18 protein-coding genes are annotated in these 19,325 nt (G+C 60.4%); 8 read left to right on the forward strand and 10 right to left on the reverse strand.

Features of this window, described 5'->3' with window-relative positions; all coding sequences use genetic code 11:
• Positions 1-131: 131 nt before the first annotated feature.
• Complete coding sequence (locus ACQK2G_RS04080; RefSeq protein WP_425403746.1) at positions 132-1,145, reverse strand: carcinine hydrolase/isopenicillin-N N-acyltransferase family protein; 1,014 nt, start codon at positions 1,143-1,145, stop codon at positions 132-134.
• Entirely contained in the window at positions 1,142-1,912 is a 771-nt protein-coding gene (locus ACQK2G_RS04085) for a methyltransferase domain-containing protein (RefSeq protein ID WP_425403747.1), read from the reverse strand. The genes ACQK2G_RS04080 and ACQK2G_RS04085 overlap by 4 nt, the downstream gene beginning before the upstream one ends.
• Before the next feature lie 131 nt (positions 1,913-2,043).
• Between ACQK2G_RS04085 and ACQK2G_RS04090 the strand changes: the two genes are divergently transcribed.
• Positions 2,044-2,322: a DUF3572 domain-containing protein gene (locus ACQK2G_RS04090; protein ID WP_425403748.1), complete on the forward strand. Its 279-nt coding sequence runs from the start codon at positions 2,044-2,046 to the stop codon at positions 2,320-2,322.
• A 70-nt stretch (positions 2,323-2,392) separates the two neighbouring features.
• On the opposite strand, the gene ACQK2G_RS04095 is transcribed toward ACQK2G_RS04090, so the two are convergent.
• Positions 2,393-2,563: a hypothetical protein gene (locus ACQK2G_RS04095; protein WP_425403749.1), complete on the reverse strand. Its 171-nt coding sequence runs from the start codon at positions 2,561-2,563 to the stop codon at positions 2,393-2,395.
• Positions 2,564-2,743: 180 nt separating this feature from the next.
• Between ACQK2G_RS04095 and ACQK2G_RS04100 the strand changes: the two genes are divergently transcribed.
• On the forward strand, positions 2,744-4,072 hold the full coding sequence (locus ACQK2G_RS04100) for an MATE family efflux transporter (RefSeq protein ID WP_425403750.1): 1,329 nt from the start codon (positions 2,744-2,746) through the stop codon (positions 4,070-4,072).
• A 10-nt stretch (positions 4,073-4,082) separates the two neighbouring features.
• Here ACQK2G_RS04100 and ACQK2G_RS04105 read toward each other — a convergent pair whose 3' ends face one another.
• The gene (locus ACQK2G_RS04105; RefSeq protein WP_425403751.1) at positions 4,083-5,345 is read right to left on the reverse strand and encodes a class I SAM-dependent RNA methyltransferase; all 1,263 of its coding nucleotides are present in this window, start codon (positions 5,343-5,345) and stop codon (positions 4,083-4,085) included.
• Between the two features lie 153 nt (positions 5,346-5,498).
• Between ACQK2G_RS04105 and ACQK2G_RS04110 the strand changes: the two genes are divergently transcribed.
• The 5 genes from ACQK2G_RS04110 to ltaE all read left to right on the forward strand — a co-directional run bounded on the left by ACQK2G_RS04110 (position 5,499) and on the right by ltaE (position 11,209).
• Positions 5,499-6,296: a motility protein A gene (locus ACQK2G_RS04110; RefSeq protein ID WP_425403752.1), complete on the forward strand. Its 798-nt coding sequence runs from the start codon at positions 5,499-5,501 to the stop codon at positions 6,294-6,296.
• Positions 6,297-6,307: 11 nt separating this feature from the next.
• Positions 6,308-6,991, forward strand: coding sequence for an OmpA/MotB family protein (locus tag ACQK2G_RS04115; protein WP_425403753.1), 684 nt, complete (start codon positions 6,308-6,310; stop codon positions 6,989-6,991).
• A 189-nt stretch (positions 6,992-7,180) separates the two neighbouring features.
• Positions 7,181-8,005, forward strand: a complete 825-nt coding sequence (locus ACQK2G_RS04120; RefSeq protein WP_425403754.1) for an MBL fold metallo-hydrolase — start codon at positions 7,181-7,183, stop codon at positions 8,003-8,005.
• 184 nt (positions 8,006-8,189) lie between these two features.
• Entirely contained in the window at positions 8,190-10,022 is a 1,833-nt protein-coding gene (locus tag ACQK2G_RS04125; protein WP_425403755.1) for an HD domain-containing phosphohydrolase, read from the forward strand.
• 116 nt (positions 10,023-10,138) lie between these two features.
• Positions 10,139-11,209, forward strand: coding sequence for a low-specificity L-threonine aldolase (ltaE, locus tag ACQK2G_RS04130; protein WP_425403756.1), 1,071 nt, complete (start codon positions 10,139-10,141; stop codon positions 11,207-11,209).
• Positions 11,210-11,223: 14 nt separating this feature from the next.
• Here ltaE and ACQK2G_RS04135 read toward each other — a convergent pair whose 3' ends face one another.
• The 3 genes from ACQK2G_RS04135 to araD all read right to left on the reverse strand — a co-directional run bounded on the left by ACQK2G_RS04135 (position 11,224) and on the right by araD (position 14,899).
• Positions 11,224-12,228: a LysR family transcriptional regulator gene (locus ACQK2G_RS04135; protein ID WP_425403757.1), complete on the reverse strand. Its 1,005-nt coding sequence runs from the start codon at positions 12,226-12,228 to the stop codon at positions 11,224-11,226.
• Between the two features lie 187 nt (positions 12,229-12,415).
• Positions 12,416-13,126, reverse strand: coding sequence for a ribonuclease activity regulator RraA (locus ACQK2G_RS04140; RefSeq protein WP_425403758.1), 711 nt, complete (start codon positions 13,124-13,126; stop codon positions 12,416-12,418).
• Between the two features lie 42 nt (positions 13,127-13,168).
• Entirely contained in the window at positions 13,169-14,899 is a 1,731-nt protein-coding gene (gene araD / locus ACQK2G_RS04145; RefSeq protein ID WP_425403759.1) for an L-arabinonate dehydratase, read from the reverse strand.
• A 226-nt stretch (positions 14,900-15,125) separates the two neighbouring features.
• Between araD and ACQK2G_RS04150 the strand changes: the two genes are divergently transcribed.
• Positions 15,126-15,836, forward strand: coding sequence for a GntR family transcriptional regulator (locus ACQK2G_RS04150; protein WP_425403760.1), 711 nt, complete (start codon positions 15,126-15,128; stop codon positions 15,834-15,836).
• A gap of 115 nt (positions 15,837-15,951) precedes the next feature.
• On the opposite strand, the gene ACQK2G_RS04155 is transcribed toward ACQK2G_RS04150, so the two are convergent.
• The 3 genes from ACQK2G_RS04155 to ACQK2G_RS04165 form a co-directional block, all read right to left on the reverse strand.
• Positions 15,952-16,182 carry a hypothetical protein gene (locus tag ACQK2G_RS04155; RefSeq protein WP_425403761.1) on the reverse strand — a complete coding sequence of 77 codons (231 nt, stop codon included), beginning with the start codon at positions 16,180-16,182 and terminating at the stop codon, positions 15,952-15,954.
• On the reverse strand, positions 16,179-18,191 hold the full coding sequence (locus ACQK2G_RS04160) for a TRAP transporter permease (RefSeq protein ID WP_425403762.1): 2,013 nt from the start codon (positions 18,189-18,191) through the stop codon (positions 16,179-16,181). The genes ACQK2G_RS04155 and ACQK2G_RS04160 overlap by 4 nt, the downstream gene beginning before the upstream one ends.
• A 153-nt stretch (positions 18,192-18,344) precedes the next feature.
• A complete protein-coding gene (locus ACQK2G_RS04165) occupies positions 18,345-19,307 on the reverse strand; it encodes a TAXI family TRAP transporter solute-binding subunit (protein ID WP_425403763.1) in 963 nt (320 codons plus the stop codon).
• Positions 19,308-19,325 lie beyond the last annotated feature (18 nt).

Here is a 19,325-nt window from a genome sequence, read left to right on the forward strand (position 1 = left end):
TGGGAACCACGAATTGGCGCGCTTCGCCGACGAACCTGTCGATCCCGCACCCCGCGGAGTGTGCTGCTCCGTCGGGTCCCGCCCATCGTTTAAATAACTAAGGCGGCTTTATAGGCTTCTCAACAGCAGATTTATTGGATTGACGTTATATCGGTAACAATTCCGTCCTTTTCACAGCCGATTACATGCATGGTCCCGGATGCCATGTCGCATTCCAGCGCCAGCCGCGTATCCTTGTTCAGGATAGGCGGGGTAAGCCATCCGAATTTCTCCTTGTGATCGGCCCAGCTTTCGACCATCTGCCGTGCCCTGTCCGGGCTTGCCTTGCCGCGCGGCCGGGCAGGGTCTTCGTACAATCGCCAGTGATTTGCGGCGACCGCCGTTTCCCGGTCGATCCGGGCGCCGGTCCTCTGCCGTTCTATCGTCAATGTCTCGCCGGGTTTGGTGCCGGCGATGGTGAAGATGACGGGCAGCGCGATCGGCGTGTTGGTCAAACGGTCCACGGCCTCTGAAAAATCGGCGCAGGTCTCGAACACATGCCGCAGCAGATGAGCGGGGGGGAGCGCCGCCATGCGCCGCGTGGCAATCCGCGCCGAAACCCAGTCAAAAGGTAATATGCCGGTTGTCTTGGGGAGCGGCGCCTGGTTGATCATGATGGCGAAGCGACCGGGCGCCATACCGCTGATTGCACCCAGATAGCCCGGCCAGGTCGGGTAAAGAACAGGCCCCATCGTCCCTTCCTGCCGGACAAGCACCATGTTCCGGCCGATTTCATCGAACGGCCAGTCCAATGTCCGGCGTAGCAAAGGGGCCTGTTTGCCGGGCGGGGTTTCCGCGCCGGTGGTGCATCCCCATTCGTAACAGAAGTTCATGAACCAAAGGCCTCGGGGCCGGCCTTCGGCAATTGCCCGAACTTCGGATTGATACGGATTGCCGCTGCGCCGGGCCCATTTTTCGGATCGGCTGTCCAGGATACGAAGCGGCAATGCACCCAGATGTCGCCGGCCCGAGGCAAGTATCTCAGCCATCCGGTCGGGCTCGAGATCGACGAGCACGGATAGCGGTGCGGTGCCGATATCGTGTACCGGAATTTTCGGGAAGCCAGTCGCCGCGGTGGCGGTGGAAACGGCCGGATTTTGCGTCATGCAGCTTTGCTCGCGATGATGAACAGGCGCAGGAACGGCAACAGCGTCTTGCCGTTCGCCTGCTTCGGATAGGCGGCGGCGACACGCTTGCGATAGGCCGCCTCGAAACCGGACCGATCCGGTTCCTCCAGGGCGTCCAGGAAGGGGCGCAGCCAGGTTCCCTTGGTCCATTCCGCGACCGGATTGTCGCCTTCCAATGCCTGGATGTAATCGGTTTCCCAGATGTCCAGGTCCTCCGCCAGCGGATCCAGGATATCGTAGTATACGCTTGGCTCATGCGTCGGCGGCGGTTGCAGCATCGGGGCGAGCGTCGCTTCCCAGGGCCCCTCCTTTGCGGCATCGACAACGCTTGTATGGGATGGGCGGCCGAAATTGCGCGGTATCTGTATGGCCAGAATGCCGCCCGGCTTCAGATGCGAAAACAGTGTCGGAAACAGGGTCTGATGATCCGGAAGCCAGTGCAGCGCCGCATTGGTGTAGATCAGGTCAACCGGCTTCGGCGGGGACCAATGGCTGATGTCGGCGACCTCGAACCTGGCCTTCGGGGCGGCGGACCCGGCCTTGGCCAGCATTTCCTCGCTGGAGTCCAGGCCCAGTACGTCCGCGTCGGGCCATCTCTTCGTCAGATAGGCCGTGACCGTGCCGGGACCGCATCCCAGATCGACGATGCGCCGTTGGCCCTTGTCGGGAATTCTGGTGAGCAGGTCTAGGGCGGGGCGCAAACGGTGCCCTGCGAATGCAAGATATTGGTGCGGATCCCAAACCATTTGCACAATCCCTCCGGTGTCATGCGCCAATGTCGGAAATGTGAGGCTTGCCGGGCCGGTCTGCAATGTTATTGATGCGCGCTAAACTCGGGCGGATGGGAAACGCGGCAGCGCTAATCGAAGGAATGACGATGAAACAACCGGAAGAGGCTCTGGCCCTTGCACGCGATGCCTTGATTTACCTCTCGCAGGATGCGGACCGTATCGGCCGTTTTCTGGCGGTCACCGGGGTAGGGCCCGCGGAGATCCGCGAACGCGTGGAGGATCCGACCTTCCTTGCCGGCGTTCTGGATTTCATTCTGGCCGATGATGCCATGGTTGTGGATTTCGCGGAAAAGGCATCGATCCTGCCGGAGGAACCGGCGCGGGCGCGTCGGCTTCTTCCGGGCGGCGACACCCTGGAGTACTGAGGGGCAGGGGAATACTGAGGAACAGGGGGAATGCCGAGGAACTGGCGGCGTTCGTGCAGGATTGCCGTCGTCACGCCTGTTCCTTCTGGCGTAGATGAGTTGCGCCCCTGTGCATGGCTTCCTTGGCTTCGCGTCCCAGATCCTCCGCCGTGGCGGGGTCCGATTTGATGGCTTTCTTCAGCAGCGAATGGGCCCAGTCGGACTGGTTTCTTGCGTAATCTCCGTAGTCTATCCAAGGCATGGTTTCATTCCCGGTCCTGACCGTCCGGGACCGCGCGAATGTTGGGGAGAAGTCGCCGGTCCGGATCGGTGTTGATGTCTGGGCAACCGTGACGCACTTTCTCTTCGGGCGCAGTGATTGCGGTCACTGGGTACCGCAGGACGGGACGGCTTCTGGACAATTTCGTAGACGGGCGACGGCGTGAACACCGGGGTTCAGGCAAGCGACTGGCATCGCCGGATTTGGCGGCTGGCTATGCCGATGATCATTTCAAACATCTCCGTGCCCCTGCTGGGCGCGGTGGATACGGCTGTGATGGGGCATCTTCCCGATCCCGCTTATCTGGGGGCGGTCGCCGTCGGCGCCTTGATCTTTTCCTATGTCTATTGGGGGTTCGGTTTCCTCCGCATGAGCACCACGGGCATGACCGCTCAGGCTTTTGGCACGCGCGACGAAACCGGTGTCCAGGTCGTGCTGTTCCGTGCCGGTGCGATTGCCATGGGCCTGGCCGCTGGGATCATTCTTCTACAACTGCCGATCGCTTGGCTGTCCTTTGTTCTGCTGCCCGCGAGCGATCAGGTCGAAGGACTGGCCCATCGATATTTCGAGATACGCGTCTGGGGGGCGCCGGCGGCGCTGGGGACATTTGTAATCCTGGGGTGGTTCCTGGGCCAGGAAGACGCCAAGACCCCGCTCGTCATCCAGGTCGTGACGAATGCGATCAACATAGCGTTGGACCTGTTGTTCGTCATGGGACTAGGCTGGGGTGTCGATGGCGTGGCGGGGGCGACGCTGATCGCCGAATATGCCGGCTTCCTACTCGGTGGTTATCTGATCCTGCGGCGCCTCAGCGGAATGGAAAACCGGCTTGTTCCGGACCGCGACCTCTTTTCCTTCGGCGCGTTCAAATCCATGGCGGCAATCAATCGGGACATTTTCATCCGCACCTTCTGCCTGCTCAGCGCCTTCGCGATATTTACCGCGCGTGGCGCCCAGATGGGGGATGTCATCCTGGCCGCCAACGCGGTGTTGCTCAATTTTCTGACCTTCAGTTCCCACGCGCTGGATGCTTTCGCCCATGCGGCGGAAGCGCTTGTGGGGGGTGCCAAAGGAAGACGTGACAAAGAGGGCTTCCATGCGGCCTCGATGATCGCTTTGAAATGGGGCTTCGGCATCGCCGCCGGCGCCACCCTCGTCTTTTTTGTCGCCGGACCGTTCATCATCGACGGTTTGACCGGTATAGCGGAGGTGCGGTCGGCGGCCTACAGCTTCATGTTCTGGGCGGCGATCATGCCGATCGTCTCGGTCTGGTGTTTCACCCTGGATGGCATTTTCATCGGGGCGACGCGGTCGGCCGATCTGCGAAACGGCATGATCATCACGCTGGCCGGATATCTCGCCTCCCTCGCGCTGTTGGAGCCGGCCTTCGGCAATCACGGGCTCTGGGCTTCCATCGTCGTTCTGATGATCCTGCGGGGGATCACCCTGGGCCTGCGTTATCCGGCCCTGCTGCGTAGCATCGACGGTTGAGCGGTTTCGGTCAGGGTTCGCGACGCAGAACCGCGACGGCTTCCAGATGCGCCGACCAGGTGAATTGATCGATCGGTGTCGCGCTTTCAATTCGGTAGCCGCCATCCACCAAAATCCTCAAGTCGCGCGCAAGCGTTGCCGGATTGCAGGATACGGCGATGACGGTCGGGACAGCGGACGCGGCGATTTCGGCTGCCTGGTCTGCCGCACCGGCGCGCGGCGGATCGAAGACGACCGCGTCATAAACAGCAAGGTCCGCCGCCGCGATGGGATTGCGCGCCAGATCCCGCGCCTCGATCGTGACATTGCCGCCGCCCATGCGCTGCACGGCGGCCAGAAGCGACCGGTCGATCTCGACGGCATGGACACTGTGACCCGCCGCGGCCAACGGCAGGGAGATCGTGCCGCATCCGCAGAACAGGTCGGCGACCCGGCGGGCCTGCTTCGCGGCCTGCAATACATGGTCGACGATGGCTGCTTCGCCTTCGGCGCTGGCCTGCAAAAAGGCGGCGGCCGGCGGGGCCAGCGTCGCCCCCTTGATCTTGATCACGAAGGGTCGACGTTCCACGACCGGATCGGCGCCGGATCGATCCTGCCAGACCAACCGGGCGAGATCGGTTTCCTCGGCCCAATCGGTCAAGAAATAGCGCTCGTCCAACGTCAGGTCCTTGGGTTTTTCGGGCATCAGGACGGCTTCGACGCCGGACGTTCCTTCGGTCAATTGTATGTCGCCGGCCTTGCCCATCGACGGCAGTTGCTGCAGCAGGGCCGCCATCTTGGGAAGAAGGGCGGTTAAGGCCGGGCGCAGGATCAGACAGCCTTCGATACCTGTGATCCTATTGGTGCCGCGGGTGTTGAACCCGACGATCCAGCCCTTGACCGTCTTGATGCAGGAAAGCCGCGCGCGTCGGCGGCTGCCGGGTGGCGCCGATACGGTTTCCGCCACGTCGATTTCCGAGAACCCCCGTTTGGCGAGAGCGTCCGCGAGCAGTTCCCGTTTGAAATCGGCGATCGCGGGCAAGGAGACGTGTTGCAGGCTGCATCCACCGCAGTTCCCGAAATGGGGGCAGGGCGGGTCAGTCCGATCGGATCCGGATGAGAGCCGTTCCGCCTTTGTCGCCAGGCGTCCGTCCCCGCGCGGGACGGTCTTGATAACCCGGTACCGGTCCCCGGGAACCGAGAATGGGATGTAGAGGGGGCCGTCCGGATCGTCGGCGATACCGTCGCCGCGGGCGCCGAGTTTGGTGACTTCAACCGGTTTTGACTGGTCCATATGCCTATCCGTCAAAGAAGCATTTAAATATTGAGCGAACTAATGTAAGTTTTCGCGGGGAATTTCTTATTCGTACTGGGGAGTTGGCCATCTTTTACATGGCCTGACTTAAAGGATTGCCGCCTTTATTTGTGATTGGACGGCCTGGAACCGATGTCGATCAATACTTTCATTGCTTTCATCCTGTGCATCAGCCTGTTCATCGGGTCGATCGTCTTCAGCACGGACAACTATTGGATTTTTGCCAGCGGTTCCAGCTTTGTGATGGTGATCGGTGGAACCCTGGCCGCGACATTCCTGGGACAGGAGGCGCGTTATGTCCTGTTGGCACTGCGCGGCATCATGTCGACATTCAGCGTTCAACGGATCGGCCGCAGTATTCTGAACCAGGAAGTGGGCCGAATTATCCGCTGGGGTTATCTGTCCCAGCAGAAGGGCGTTACGGTTCTCGAACAGGAATCCCAGAAGGTGAAGGCGGACCCGTTTCTGAGCTTCGGACTGGAACTCGTGCTGTCCGGATACAAGGCCGACGAGATCCGTGCCAACCTTGAATCCGTCGCCAATTCGACCTTCGAGCGGAACATGGTGCCGGCCAATATCTGCAAGAACATGGCCAGCACGGCCCCGGCCTTCGGCATGATCGGCACGCTGGTCGGCCTCATCATCATGCTGGACAATATGAAGGGCGATCCGTCGGATTTAGGGACCGGTCTGGCCGTGGCGCTGAACACCACGCTCTACGGCGTCATCATGGCCAGGATGATCTGTCTGCCCGCCGCCAACAAAATGACCCAGCGGCATGAGATCAATCGGTTTCGGCATGAGTTGTTGCTGGAAGGTCTGGCCCTTCTCGCGGATCGCAAGAACCCGCGCTTCATCCAGGACAGAATGAACAGTTTCCTGGATCCGGCCATCCGTTTCGACATCGATAAACAGTTGCGCGAACGGTAGGGGGAAACACAGTGCCTCATCGCCGCCGCAGATCGGACGCCGTGCAGGAAAACGAGGACGACTGGCTCGTTACCTATGCGGATGCGATCACGCTGCTGATGGCCTTCTTCGTGATGCTTATCTCGTTTTCCAAGATCGACCTGGTCAGGTTCGAGGAAGTGCAGGCAGGCATCAAAGGCGAGGTCGGCAAGAAGGAACAGGCGGAGGTCAAGGAAGTCCTGCCGATCTTCAATATGCACAGCAAGGTTCAGGCGATCGTCGATACGACGGCGGAATTGCCGCCGGGCGATGTGCAGGTCGGCTTTGACGACGAGGGGATCGTCATCGATTTCGTCGTGGCGTCCTTTTTCAAGCCGCGATCGTTGGAAATGACGGATCCTGCGAAACTGATCCTGCGTCAGATCCGCTACGAATTACAGGAACCGCCCTACGACGCATATTTCGTCGATGTCGAAGGGCATACGGACGATGTCCCCATCAGCACGCCGGAATTTCCGTCGAATTGGGAACTGTCGTCCCTGCAGGCGGCCAGTGTCGTCCGCCACTTGATTGAAGAGGGAATGGATCCGTCCCGAATGCAGGCGGCCGGTTATGCGGATACGCGGCCCAAGCTGCGCGCAACGGACATTGCCGGTGAGCCGATACCCGAGAACCGGCGTCAGAATCGCCGCATCGCGATACGACTGCATCCGTGAGCAGATGATGAGAAGAAGGGAAAATAACAGTGATTTTCGCAGCAAACAGGCGGTGTTTGAAACTGTCTGTGACAGCGGTCACAGGTTTTTCCTTGAAAACCAACTATCCGTAACTGAAGGTGTTTCGAGCATGTGGGCTATGCTCAATCCGGGGGGGGAAATGACAACGAATTCGGTTGATTTGTCGGCATGGCCTTCAAAGTAAAATTCTGGGGCGTTCGCGGGTCGATCGCCTGTCCGTCGCCGCGCCATATCGGCTTCGGCGGGAATACGAGCTGCATCGAGGTCTCGACCGGCGGCGAGCGGATCATTTTCGATGCCGGTACCGGCATTCGAAATCTCGGCTCCTGGCTGCTGCGCAAGGACGTGCACCGCGCCAATATCATGCTGTCCCACACGCATTGGGACCATATCAACGGCTTCCCCTTCTTCACCCCGGCCTTTGTTCCGGGCAAGAGCTTCAACATCATGGCCGGCCACATCCAGGAAGAAGGCGGCGTGCGCAAGGTGCTCGGCGGGCAGATGGCCCAGCCCTTCTTCCCCGTGCCGCTCGAAGCGATGCAGTCGAACCTGTCGTTCGAGGATTTCTCCGCCGGCGACTCGTTCAGTCTCACGCCGGGCGTCGTCGTGCGAACCAAGCCGTTGAACCATCCGAACGGGGCAACCGGCTATCGGGTCGAGTTCAAGGGCAAGGCCATGTGCTATGTCACGGACCTTGAGCATATACCGGGCCGGCCCGACGAAACCGTGTTGGAGTTGATCGAAGGCGCCGATCTGGTGATTTACGATTGCACCTATACGGAAGAGGAATTCCCGAGCAAGGTTGGCTGGGGTCACTCGACCTGGGAAGAAGGCGTGAAGCTGTGCCAAATGGCGAACGCCAAGATGCTCGCGATTTTCCATCACGATCCGACCCATGAAGACAAGTTCATGGAGGAATTGGAGATGAAGGCGCGGGAAAGATGGTCGGGCGCGGTCGTTGCGCGCGAAAACATGCGCATCAACCTGCTTTAAGCATAATAAGCACCTATTTCGCGCCATTTCCGCAACAATCCCGTACGGATCGGTCTTACGTTGCACGTGCGAACTGTTTATCCTTGTTCCTTGTCGGCAGGGCCTCTTGTGGTCTGTCTGGCCTGACTAGGGCGTCGGCTGATGGTCGGCGCGGGGGATCGTTCGGGTTGAAGGTTCGTTTTATTTGACTGGCGACGTGCAGGATGTGACGACCACGCCGGATGCGATGTTGTCTCCGGAGCGGGATCCCTATGGCCTGCAAGCGAAAGCGGAACGGCGGTCTTCCGGCGTCTTCGGCGGGCGCCGGGAAGGTGACCGTGTCATTCGGCGGCTGATCGAACTGGGTATTGCCCTGTCGGCCGAACGGAATACCGACCGGCTGCTGGAAATGATCCTGCTTGAAGCGAAGCAGATCTATAATGCGGACGGCGGAACGCTCTACCTTACGACCGATGATGAAACCGGTCTCGCCTTCAAGATCATGCGCAACGACACGCTTCAAGTCGCGCTCGGGGGGACCACCGGCAAGGAGATCCCGTTCCCGCCGGTTCCTTTGTTCCGCGACGATGGAACCAGGAACACCAACAACGTCGCCACGAATGTCTGGCATCAGCGGCAAGCTGTGAACATCCTGGATGCCTATGAGGCCAAGGATTACGACTTCAGCGGCACGAAGAAGTTCGACGAAAGCACGGGATACCGCTCGCAATCCTTCCTAACCGTGCCGATGATCAACACCAATGAGGAAGTCATCGGCGTCCTGCAGTTGATCAACGCCCGGGATGCGACGGGCAAAACGGTTTCCTTCGACCGCAAGCTTCAGCCGTTGATCGAGGCACTGACCAGCCAAGCGGCGGTGGCGCTCGAAAATTCCATGCTGATCAACGAGCAGCGGCGGCTCTGGGATTCATTGATCGAAATGCTGGCGTCTTCGATCGACGACAAATCCCCCTATACGGGCGGCCATTGCCAGCGCGTGCCCGTGATCACGAAAATGCTGGTTGATGCCGCCTGCAAGAGCACGGAAGGCATATTCGCGGATTTCTCGCTGACCCAGGACGAATGGTACGAGTTGCATGTCGCGGCATGGCTGCATGATTGCGGCAAGGTGACGACACCGGAATATGTGGTCGACAAGGCCTCCAAGCTTGAGACGATCTACAATCGCATCGGCGAAATCCGTACGCGTTTCGAAGTGCTGCGCCGGGATGCCGAAATCGACTGCCTGAAGGCGCAGCTTGCCGGTAAGGACAAGGCCGAGGCGGAGGCGGAATTCGATGCGACATGCAAGCGGTTGGCCGAGGAGTTCAAATTCGTCGCCGACGCGAATGTAGGCGGGGAATTCATGGATGACGACGCGCTGCTCCGGTTGAATGAAATCGCGGCGCAAACCTGGACCCGGCACTTCGACAAAACTTTGGGATTGAGCCCGGCCGAAGAGAGCATGCAGAAGCACAAGATGCCCTCTACGCCGGGTGTGGAGCCTCTGCTGGGCGATCTGCCGGAACACCAGGTCGGGAAATACAATCGCGGTGAGCTTTATAACCTATCGATCCGGCGCGGCACGCTGACGGCGGAGGAACGGGAAACGATCAACGATCACATCGTCGTCACGATCAAGATGCTGGAGCAACTGCCGTTTCCGAAGAACATGCGTCGTATACCCGAATATGCCGGCGGACATCACGAGAAGATGGACGGCACCGGATATCCGCGCGGGCTGGTGAAAGCGGAAATGTCGGTGCCGGCGAGGGTCATGGCGATCGCCGACATCTTCGAGGCCCTGACCGCCGGCGACCGACCCTACAAGAAGGCGAAGACGATCAGTGAGTCGCTTCGTATCATGAGTTTCATGGTCAAGGATCAGCATATCGATGCGGATCTGTTCGACCTGTTCCTGCGGTCGGGCGTGTGGAAGAGATACGCGGACCAGTTCCTGGAGCCGTATCAGATCGATGAGGTGAACATCGACGATTTCCTGCCCGCGCCCGAATTCCTTGCCGAGGCCGTGGACTGACCTGACAGTCAACGGAGCTTTGCCGCAAAAGCCTTTGCAGTGATCCGGAACATGGGATACGGCAAACTCGCATAACCTAACAATTTGCCTTCAAGGCCCGCTATGGGAGCTGAACCATGACCTATCCTGCCGCATCGTCCGAGCGTCCCGCCACCTTCACCGGCGCGAACAGGATCATCGACTTGCGCAGCGATACGGTCACCAGACCGTCGCAAGGCATGTATGACGCGATTGCCGCCGCTTCGGTCGGTGACGATGTCTATGGCGATGATCCAACGGTGAATGCGCTGGAGGCAAAGGCCGCGGATCTGATGGGCAAGGAGGCCGCCGTGCTTTTTCCCAGCGGCACCCAGTCGAATCTCGCCGCGGTCATGGCGCATTGCGGCCGCGGTGAGGAATACATCATCGGTACCGGCTATCATATCGTCACTTACGAGGCGATGGGGACGGCGGTCCTGGGCAGCGTCGCGCCTTTTGCCATTCCGACGAACGAAGCGGGCGAGATACCGCTGGATGCAATCAAATCAGCCGTGAAAATGGCCGATCCGCATTTCCCGGTGACGCGCCTTCTATCGCTTGAGAACACCCATAACGGCAAAGCGCTGTCGATGGACTACATGGCGAAAGCGACGGCCATTGCGCGGGAGGCCGGCCTGAACACTCATCTGGATGGGGCACGGGTCATGAACGCCGCGGTCGCCCTGAGCGTGAAGCCGGCGGAGATCGCGGCCTATTTCGATACGGTCTCCGTTTGCCTGTCGAAAGGGCTGGGTTCGCCGGTCGGGACGGTGCTTGTCGGGCCGACGGACATGATGGCGAAGGCGCGCCGCATCCGAAAGATGCTGGGGGGCGCGATGCGTCAGGCTGGTGTCATTGCGGCCTGCGGGCTCTACGCGCTGGAAAACAATATCGACCGGCTTGCGGAGGACCATTTGCATGCGTCGCGGCTGGCCGATGGTCTGGGCGGGCTGGGCGTGGACGGGCTCGACGTCGTCGCCTGTAATACGAACATGGTATTCGTCGATCTGTCCGAAGCGCTTGTGGCGAAACTGCCGGCTGCCTTGATGGAGCGGGGCGTACAGATCGCAAGCCGGACCAGCAGGGTCCGGCTGGTGACGCATCTCGACGTCAGCGGTGAGGATGTCGACCGGGTTGTCGCCGCCTTCGATGAGGCCTGTTCGGCCTGACGCGGCCCGGCGGCCTATTCCTCCAGAATTTCGACGGTGTCGGCCAGGCTCGGCGCAATCTCAAGGAACCGCGCGATCGCCTGCCGTTTGATGAGACGGCGGCAGTCTGTCGCCAGCCGTTCCGGAAGACGCCCCAACTCGTCCGACCGGGCAATCAACCATATGCGCCGCGACAGGGCGGGAAACGGCAGTGGCCGGATTTCGACAAGGGGCGTGAAGCGTTCCGCGTCCAGCAGGCTGAGGGGATTGGTGATCGCCCAACCGCCCGACTGCACCACCGTCGCGAAAACGGAACGTGCCGTGTCGAAGGCGAAGCGGCGCGATGTGGTGAAGCGGACACGGCGCAGGTGCTGGGCGATCAGTCGCCCGATATGGGTTTCCTCCGAAAATTGGACGAAGGGAAGGTCGGACAATTGCGGCAGCAGGTCCTCGTCGGGATCGACCGCGCCTTTGGCGCTGACCAGGAAGAAGGTCTCTCGCAGGATCGGTGTCACCCAATAAGCGCTGGGGGCTTCGGGCAGGATGGATCCGATCGCGATGTCCGAGCGTCGGTGGACAAGGTCCTGGACCATTAGGTCCGATCGGCCCGAGGAGGCGCTGACGAAACAGTTTCGAAATTGCGCCTGCAAACGCGAAACTAGTGCCGGTGTCAGGGAAATGTCGAAATCATCGACAATCGACAGGGACAGTTTCGGTAATGCTGTCAGGTTCAGTTCCGCCAGTTCGGTCTGTGCTTCCGATACAGTCTCAAGAATCTTGTGGGCGTGACGGCGTAGGACCTGACCGGCCGGGGTAAGGGTAATCGGCCGACCGCGCCGATCGAAAAGCTTCGCACCCACCGCGTTTTCCAAGGCGGTGATCTGTTGGCTGACACTGGAGGGGCTGGTGCCGATGCGCTCCGCGGCCCCGCCGATCGATCTGGTTTCCTCGACGGCAACGAAGACCTTCAGCCCGCGCAAGGTGAGTTCGGCGCCTGCCTTCGCCTCGGCGTTTTTGGTGCGGATGGAGTCGTCGGACATCTACCATTTCCCTCCGAGGCCCGGCCGGCGGTCAGTGTTGCCGGCCATAGCATCGAAGGTGCAGCCGCAGGAAACGGTCATGTTCGGGCTCTCGCCGTTTGGTTCGTCGATATGCCCTTATACACGCGACCTGCTATCTCACACAGGGGGACTGCCGTAAATTGTGCCCGGACAAGAGCCCTTCTGCTCAGCGGCCGGTCTTTTCCCGCCACGCGGCGAAGTCGATCTTGGTTTGTTCATGGGTGGGCGGGTAAAGCCCGATGATGGACCGGCCCTCCATCACCTTTTCCGTGACGAAATCTTCGAAAGCGGTCATTTCATGGGCTTCGTCGGCGATCTCGTCCGCTATATCGGCGGGGATGACGACCACGCCCTCACCGTCGCCGACGACGATGTCGCCGGGAAAGACGGGCACGCCGCCGCAACCGATCGGCAGATTGAAATCGATCGCCTGATGCAGCGTCAGATTGGTCGGAGAAGACGGACGCTGCTGGTAGGCGGGAATGTCGAGCGTGCCGACCGTCGGGCTGTCCCGGAACCCGCCATCGGTCACGATCCCGGCGCCGCCGCGTTTCATCAGTCGGCGGATCAGGATGTCCCCGGCCGAGGCGGCGCGCGCATCCTGCCGGCTGTCGATCACCATGACATGACCTTCCGGGCATTGTTCAATGGCGGCGCGTTGCGGATGATCCGGATTCTGGAAGACCGTGATCGGATTCAGATCCTCGCGCGCGGGGATATAGCGCAGCGTGAAGGCGGGCCCGACCATGTTCCGCCCCTTGGGCGTGATCGGCCGCACGTTCTGAATGAAGACGTTGCGCAGACCGCGTTTGAACAGAGCGGTGGTCAGCGTCGCGCAGGAGACGGCGGAGAGTTTTTCGCGGGTTTCTGGTTTCATGGGTCTTTTCCCTGTTTTCGATGTTCGCGGTAAAGGTGGGGCCTAGAAGATATCCGGTTCCGGTACCGGTTCTCCGAACTTCGTTTCCAGGAAATCGAAGTCGCAACCTTCATCGGCCTGTTTCACGTGTTTGGCGAAGATATGACCGTATCCGCGCCCGTAATAAGGTTTCGGCGCGACCCAGGCGGCCCGGCGCCGGGCAAGTTCGTCCTCGTCTACCAGCATGTCGATCGACCGGCTGGGAACGTCGACCCGGATGATATCCCCTGTTTTCAAGAAGGCCAGAGGGCCGCCGATATGGGATTCCGGCGCCACATGCAGGATGCAGGCGCCATAGCTGGTGCCGCTCATCCGCGCATCGGAAATCCTGAGCATGTCGCGCACGCCCTTTTTGACCAGTTTTGTCGGGATCGGCAGCATCCCCCATTCCGGCATGCCTGGGCCGCCTTGCGGACCGGCGTTTCGCAGGACGAGAATGTCGCTTTCCGTCACGTCCAGGTCCGGGTCGTCGACGGCTTTTTTCATTTCGGGATAGCTGTCGAAGACGATGGCCCGTCCTTCATGGACCTGAAGATGCGGGGCGCAGGCCGAGGGTTTGATGACGCAGCCGTTGGGCGCCAGATTGCCTTTCAGTACCGCCAGCGCGCCTTCGGGGTAGACCGGGTTGCTCATCGGCCGGATGACGTCGTCGTTGATGACTTCGGCGCCTTCCAGGCCTTCGCCCAATGTGATGCCGGCCACGGTCTTCGCGGTCAGGTCCAGCTTGTCGCCAAGCGAGGCCATCAGGGCCCTGATGCCGCCGGCGTAATAGAAATCTTCCATCAGGTATTTCGCGCCGCTCGGCCGAACATTTGCCAGAACCGGCGTCGTACGGCCCAAGGCGTCCAGATCGTCCATGGTGAAGTCCACAGCCGCCCGGCGCGCCATGGCGACCAGATGGATGATGGCGTTGGTGGAACAGCCCATTGTCATGGCGACGACACCGGCATTGCGGATGGCGGCGGGGGTCAGGATTTCCGACGGGACCAGATCTTCCCACACCATCTCGACGGCGCGCCGGCCGACCTGGGTCGACATCCGGATATGGTTCGCATCGGCGGCCGGTATGGAACTGGCTCCCGGCAAGGTCAGGCCCATTGCCTCGGCGATGGCTGTCATGGTCGAGGCCGTTCCCATCGTCATGCAATGTCCGTAGGACCGGGCGATGCCGCCCTCGATGCCGACCCATTCCTTGTCGGAGATATTGCCGGCGCGGCGTTCGTCCCAATACTTCCAGGCATCGGAGCCCGAGCCCAGATATTCGCCTTTGTAGTTCCCGCGCAGCATAGGCCCGGCCGGAAGATAGATGCATGGAAGGCCGGCGCTGATCGCCCCCAGAACAAGGCCCGGCGTGGTCTTGTCGCAACCGCCCATCAGCACCGCCGCGTCGGCCGGGTGGCAGCGGAGCAATTCCTCCGTCTCCATCGCGAGCATGTTCCGGTACAGCATCGTGGTCGGTTTCACGAGGCTTTCGGACAGGGACAGGGCGGGCAGTTCCATCGGGAAGCCGCCGGCCTGCAACACCCCGCGTTTTACATCTTCCACCCGTTGCTTGAAATGGGCGTGACAGGGCTGGGCGTCGGACCAGGTGTTGATGATCGCGATGACCGGCCGTCCCGCCCAGTCTTCCGGGTCATATCCCATCTGCATCATGCGGGATCGATGACCGAATGACCTGAGGTCGTCGGGCGCAAACCACCGTGCGCTGCGGAGCGTTTCTTTGGTTTTTGCCATGCCGGTATTTCCTCCCAAGAACGGTAACTGCCGGTTTGTCCAGTTTTGAATGCAAGCCCGGGCAATCGTTGCCGATTCTGTTCCAGGAACCAGCCTAGAGTCAGAGTTTATAGGATTTTACGATATTAATATATTAGTTTTAACTCGGCAATCTCATGTGTATGGTGAGTTCGGTTGATTGCTTTGCGGGCAAACAAGTTTCCAACAAGAAGCCGGTGAACAGATTATGAATTCCAGCGGTAAACGATGGATCGGTGACAAAAGAACACCCCTTGCCGACCAAGTCTATGCGGACTTGCGTAAACGCATCGTTTCTCTGGAACTTTCTCCCAGCAGTAGTCTTTCACGCCAGGAACTCTCCGCCTATTACGGGGTCAGCCAGACACCGTTGCGCGATGCCATTCAGCGGCTCGAAGCCGAGGGGCTCCTGGACATTTTTCCGCAGTCGAAGACGGTCGTTACGATGATTGATGACCGGTTGGTGCGGGAATGCCAGTTCCTGCGCACGGCGTTGGAGACGGAAATCGTCGCCTTGCTCGCCGCCGATCCGGACAAGAGCAAGATCGAAAGCGCGCAGGAAAGCCTGGCGCGCATGGAATGGGTCTTGGCCCGGGATCGCGAATTGGAGGAATTCGAACGCCTCGACAAACAATTCCATCGCGGCTTGTTCGTCGCCGCCGATAAACAGGGACTGCACGACCTCGTGGAATCCCGCAGCGGTCCGCTTGATCGCCTACGCAGGCTCCACCTGCATGCACAGGGCGAGCGGAAGCCGGAAAAGGTCATCGCGGATCATAACAAGATCATCGAGATGATCCGGGAGTCGAAGGTTGAGGAAGCAAAGGATGCAATGCGGGAGCATTTGTCCGGAACGCTCGCTCGATTGGAAACCTTGAAGCAGTTGTTCCCCGACCACTTCCCGGTGCCCGGGGAGTAGGATCGGACCGGACGCGACAAAGCCCCCATCATCGTCATCGCGCTGCCGTCGTTGCCGACCCACCGGACGGCGTTTGCCGCGGCGTCCCTTATCGGGTTTTCCCCTGTATGCGCGATTACCCGATATCGTCAGGGTTCATCGGGTCGCGCGTTGCCCGTTCGCCAGGCTTGTACACCACGAGCACAACCGCCACTGCGACGGCGGCTATTCCCATCACAATGAATTGGAAGGGAACGAAGCTCTTTACATGCATCTGGTTGATACCGAGCACCGCCAGACCGACAATGATGGCCGCCGCGAGGATCCAATAGACCGGTCGGCCGATGAAGAGGTTGGACAGTTTCATCGTGCTGCCTCCGAAACCATGCGTTGACGCGCGATCGTGAATGCGATGACAGCGGCGACGCCCACCGACGGCAGGATGAACCCGGGCAGGCCCGGAACCACTTCTTCGGTAAGCGGCATCAATGCCATCAGGGAAAAGACGGCGAGAACGATCCGGATGACGCCGTTGATCGGTCCCCTGAACCAGCCTTCCAACACGACCGAGAGACCCCAAAGGCTGATAAAGGCCATGATGCCGGACACGGCGGTCAACCACAGCGGGCCTTCGAACAGCAGGGCTGGGTTATAGACGAAGGCGAAGGGCACAAGGTATTTGGCGATACCGATCCGCGCGGATTCGACCGCCGTCTCCATCGGCCTGGACCCGGCGATCGCGGCTGCGGCGAAGGAGGCCAGCGCGACAGGCGGGGTGATCGTCGAGACGACACCGAAATAGAAGGCGAACATATGTGCCGCCATCGGTTCCACCTTCATCTGGATCAGCGAGGGGACGATCAGCGCGGCGACCGTGATATAGACCGCCGTCGTGGTCATCCCCATGCCTAGGATGATGGCGGCGATACCGGTCAGGATCAGAAGGAAAAGCAGGTTGCCGTCGGCGAGATTGATGACCTCGTTGGTGAACTTCAACCCCAGGCCGGACACGAAGATCGACCCGATGATGATGCCGGCGCAACCACAGGCGACGGTGACCGGCATGGCCGCCCGTACACCGGATTCGAGGGCCGCGAGCAGGTCGACCGGGCTCATTCGTGTCAACGGATCGCGGAAGCTCAGCGCCACCAGCGCGACGATCGCCCAGAAGGCCGACATCATCGGCGAGTAGCCCATGCCGAGCAGAGCGAGCAGAACGCCAAGGGTGAGCAATTGGTGCCAGCCGTGTTTCAACACGTGCCAGACCTTGGGAAGGGTGCGGCGGTCGAGGCGTTTGATGCCGTCCTTCTCCGCCTCGATATCGACCATGAAGTAGATCGTCGCGAAATACAGCAGCGTCGGGATGATCGCGGCGATTATGACCGTGAAATAGCTGACGCGCATGAATTCGGCGATGATGAAGGCGGCAGCCCCCATGATCGGCGGTGTGATCTGCCCGCCGGAGGAAGCGCAAGCCTCCACCGCACCGGCGAATTTCGACCGGTACCCCAGTTTCTTCATCAGCGGGATGGTGAAGGACCCGGTGGTCACCACATTCGCGACGGCGGACCCGGAAACGGTTCCCAGAAAGGCACTGGCGACGACCGATGCCTTGGCCGGGCCGCCGGTCCGATGGCCGGTCAGCGAGATGGCAAGGTCGATAAACATGCGCCCGGCACCGGTCCGGATAAGAATAGCGCCGAAGATGATGAACAGGACGATATAGGTCGCAGCGACCGAGATCGGGATGCCGAAAATGCCTTCCGACCGGATGAAGACGATATCCATGTATTTCCGGAAAGAGGTCGGCGGCCCGTAGAGGAAGCCGAAGAAATAGTTGGCGTAGAGCGTGTGGACGACAAAGAACAGCGTCACCAGCACCATGGGGATGCCGACCGCGCGCCGGGTCGTTTCCAGCACAAGGGCAATCAGTAGTGAGCCGACCCAAAGGTCGGATGGTATGAGTGCACCCTCGCGCTGGTTGAAGGCATCAAGGTCGTAGAGCGTGTAGATCTGAATGCCGACGATGGCGACGACCAGCACCAGGTCCAGCGCGAAAAGTCCCCATTGCAGCAGGCTGGCCGGTCGGTCGGACCATTTTTTCCTGCCGAGCGGATAGAGCAGGACGGCGAGCACCATCATGCCGGTCAAATGAGTGGATCGGAACGCCCGCGATTCCGGCGTGCCGAAAACCGCGACGAACAGGTGGAAAAGCGCCAGGGCGATCGCCACGGCAGAGACGATGACGGCGAGCCATTTGATGACGTCGAAGCCGCGCTGCATCAGCGCGGTTTCCAAGACTGAATACTCCCGGACCTCGTCGTAGTGAAGCGATTCCGTTTTTGAGTCGGGCGCTGTGCTGGTCGTATCGGTCATGGCGGGTCAAACTTTGCGTCGCAAATGGCCAGGAACGGATTCCGGCCGCAATGTCGGAAAATCGGTGAAATAAGCGTGATGCTTGAAGGCGAAAGGTTCCGGGGCCAAAAGCCCCGGAACCTTTCCTGCACGTCAAGAAAGTGCCGGGTCGGCTTACTTTACGCCTTTTTCGTCATAGTAACGCTTGGCACCCGGATGAACGTCCAGGGCTGCGCCGAGCAGGGCGTTTTCCAGTTTCACCGTGTTCCAAACGTCCTTCACCTGGGCCAGATCGGCGTGGTGATCCCAAAGGGCCTTGGTGATTTCGTAAACGACATCATCCGGAACGTCCGCGTTCACCACCATGATGGTGACGGCGCCCAGGGTCGGGACCGAGTTGCCTTCGAGCGACTTGTACTGCTCGTTCGTCAGGTTGACCTGGATGTAGCCGGGGTTTTCCTTCCGGATATCGTCCAACACGGCTTGATCGACCGGCAGGAAGCGGATGCCCGGGCTGAATTCAAGGTCCAGGAAGGTGGCCTGCGGGAAGCTGGTCAGCGCGGTGTAGGCGTCGATATGTCCGTCCTTCATCAGCGAGACGGAGTCGGAATATCCGACATGATGCACCGTGCCGCCGGCATTCTTCACATCGTCGACCGTGTAGCCGTACTTGCTGAAGATCAACTGCGCCGCGGCATAGCCGGACCAGGTCAGCTTGCCCGGGCTGAGGTTCTTGTCCTTCAGGTCCCCGTAACCCTGGATGCTGGAATCCTTCGGAACAGCCGTCTGGATCGCGGCGGGATAGAGGGTGGCGAGGTGGCGGATATTCGGGTTGGCAGCCTTGAAGACCGGGGCATTGCCCTTCAGGCCGTCATAGGCGGTATGGCCATAGGTCCAGCCGATTTCCGCTTCCTTGTTGTTGACGTCCAACACGTTGCCGACGCCGCCGCCGGGACCGTTGGAAACCGCGATGCCTTCAATGTTGCTGAAGATCTCGGCCATCTTGGCGCCCAGCGGGTACCAGCTGCCGCCGGAGGGGCCCGACGCGATGCGAATGAATTCGTCCGCCTGGGCGGCGACGTTGCCGGCCAGCACCAGCGGTGCGGACAGCATGAGAGCTTGGATGAACTTCTTCATTAGGTTCCCTCCCTTGGG

The sequence above is a fragment of the Hwanghaeella sp. genome (assembly GCF_965227365.1).
Lineage (GTDB): Bacteria > Pseudomonadota > Alphaproteobacteria > UBA8366 > Aestuariispiraceae > Hwanghaeella.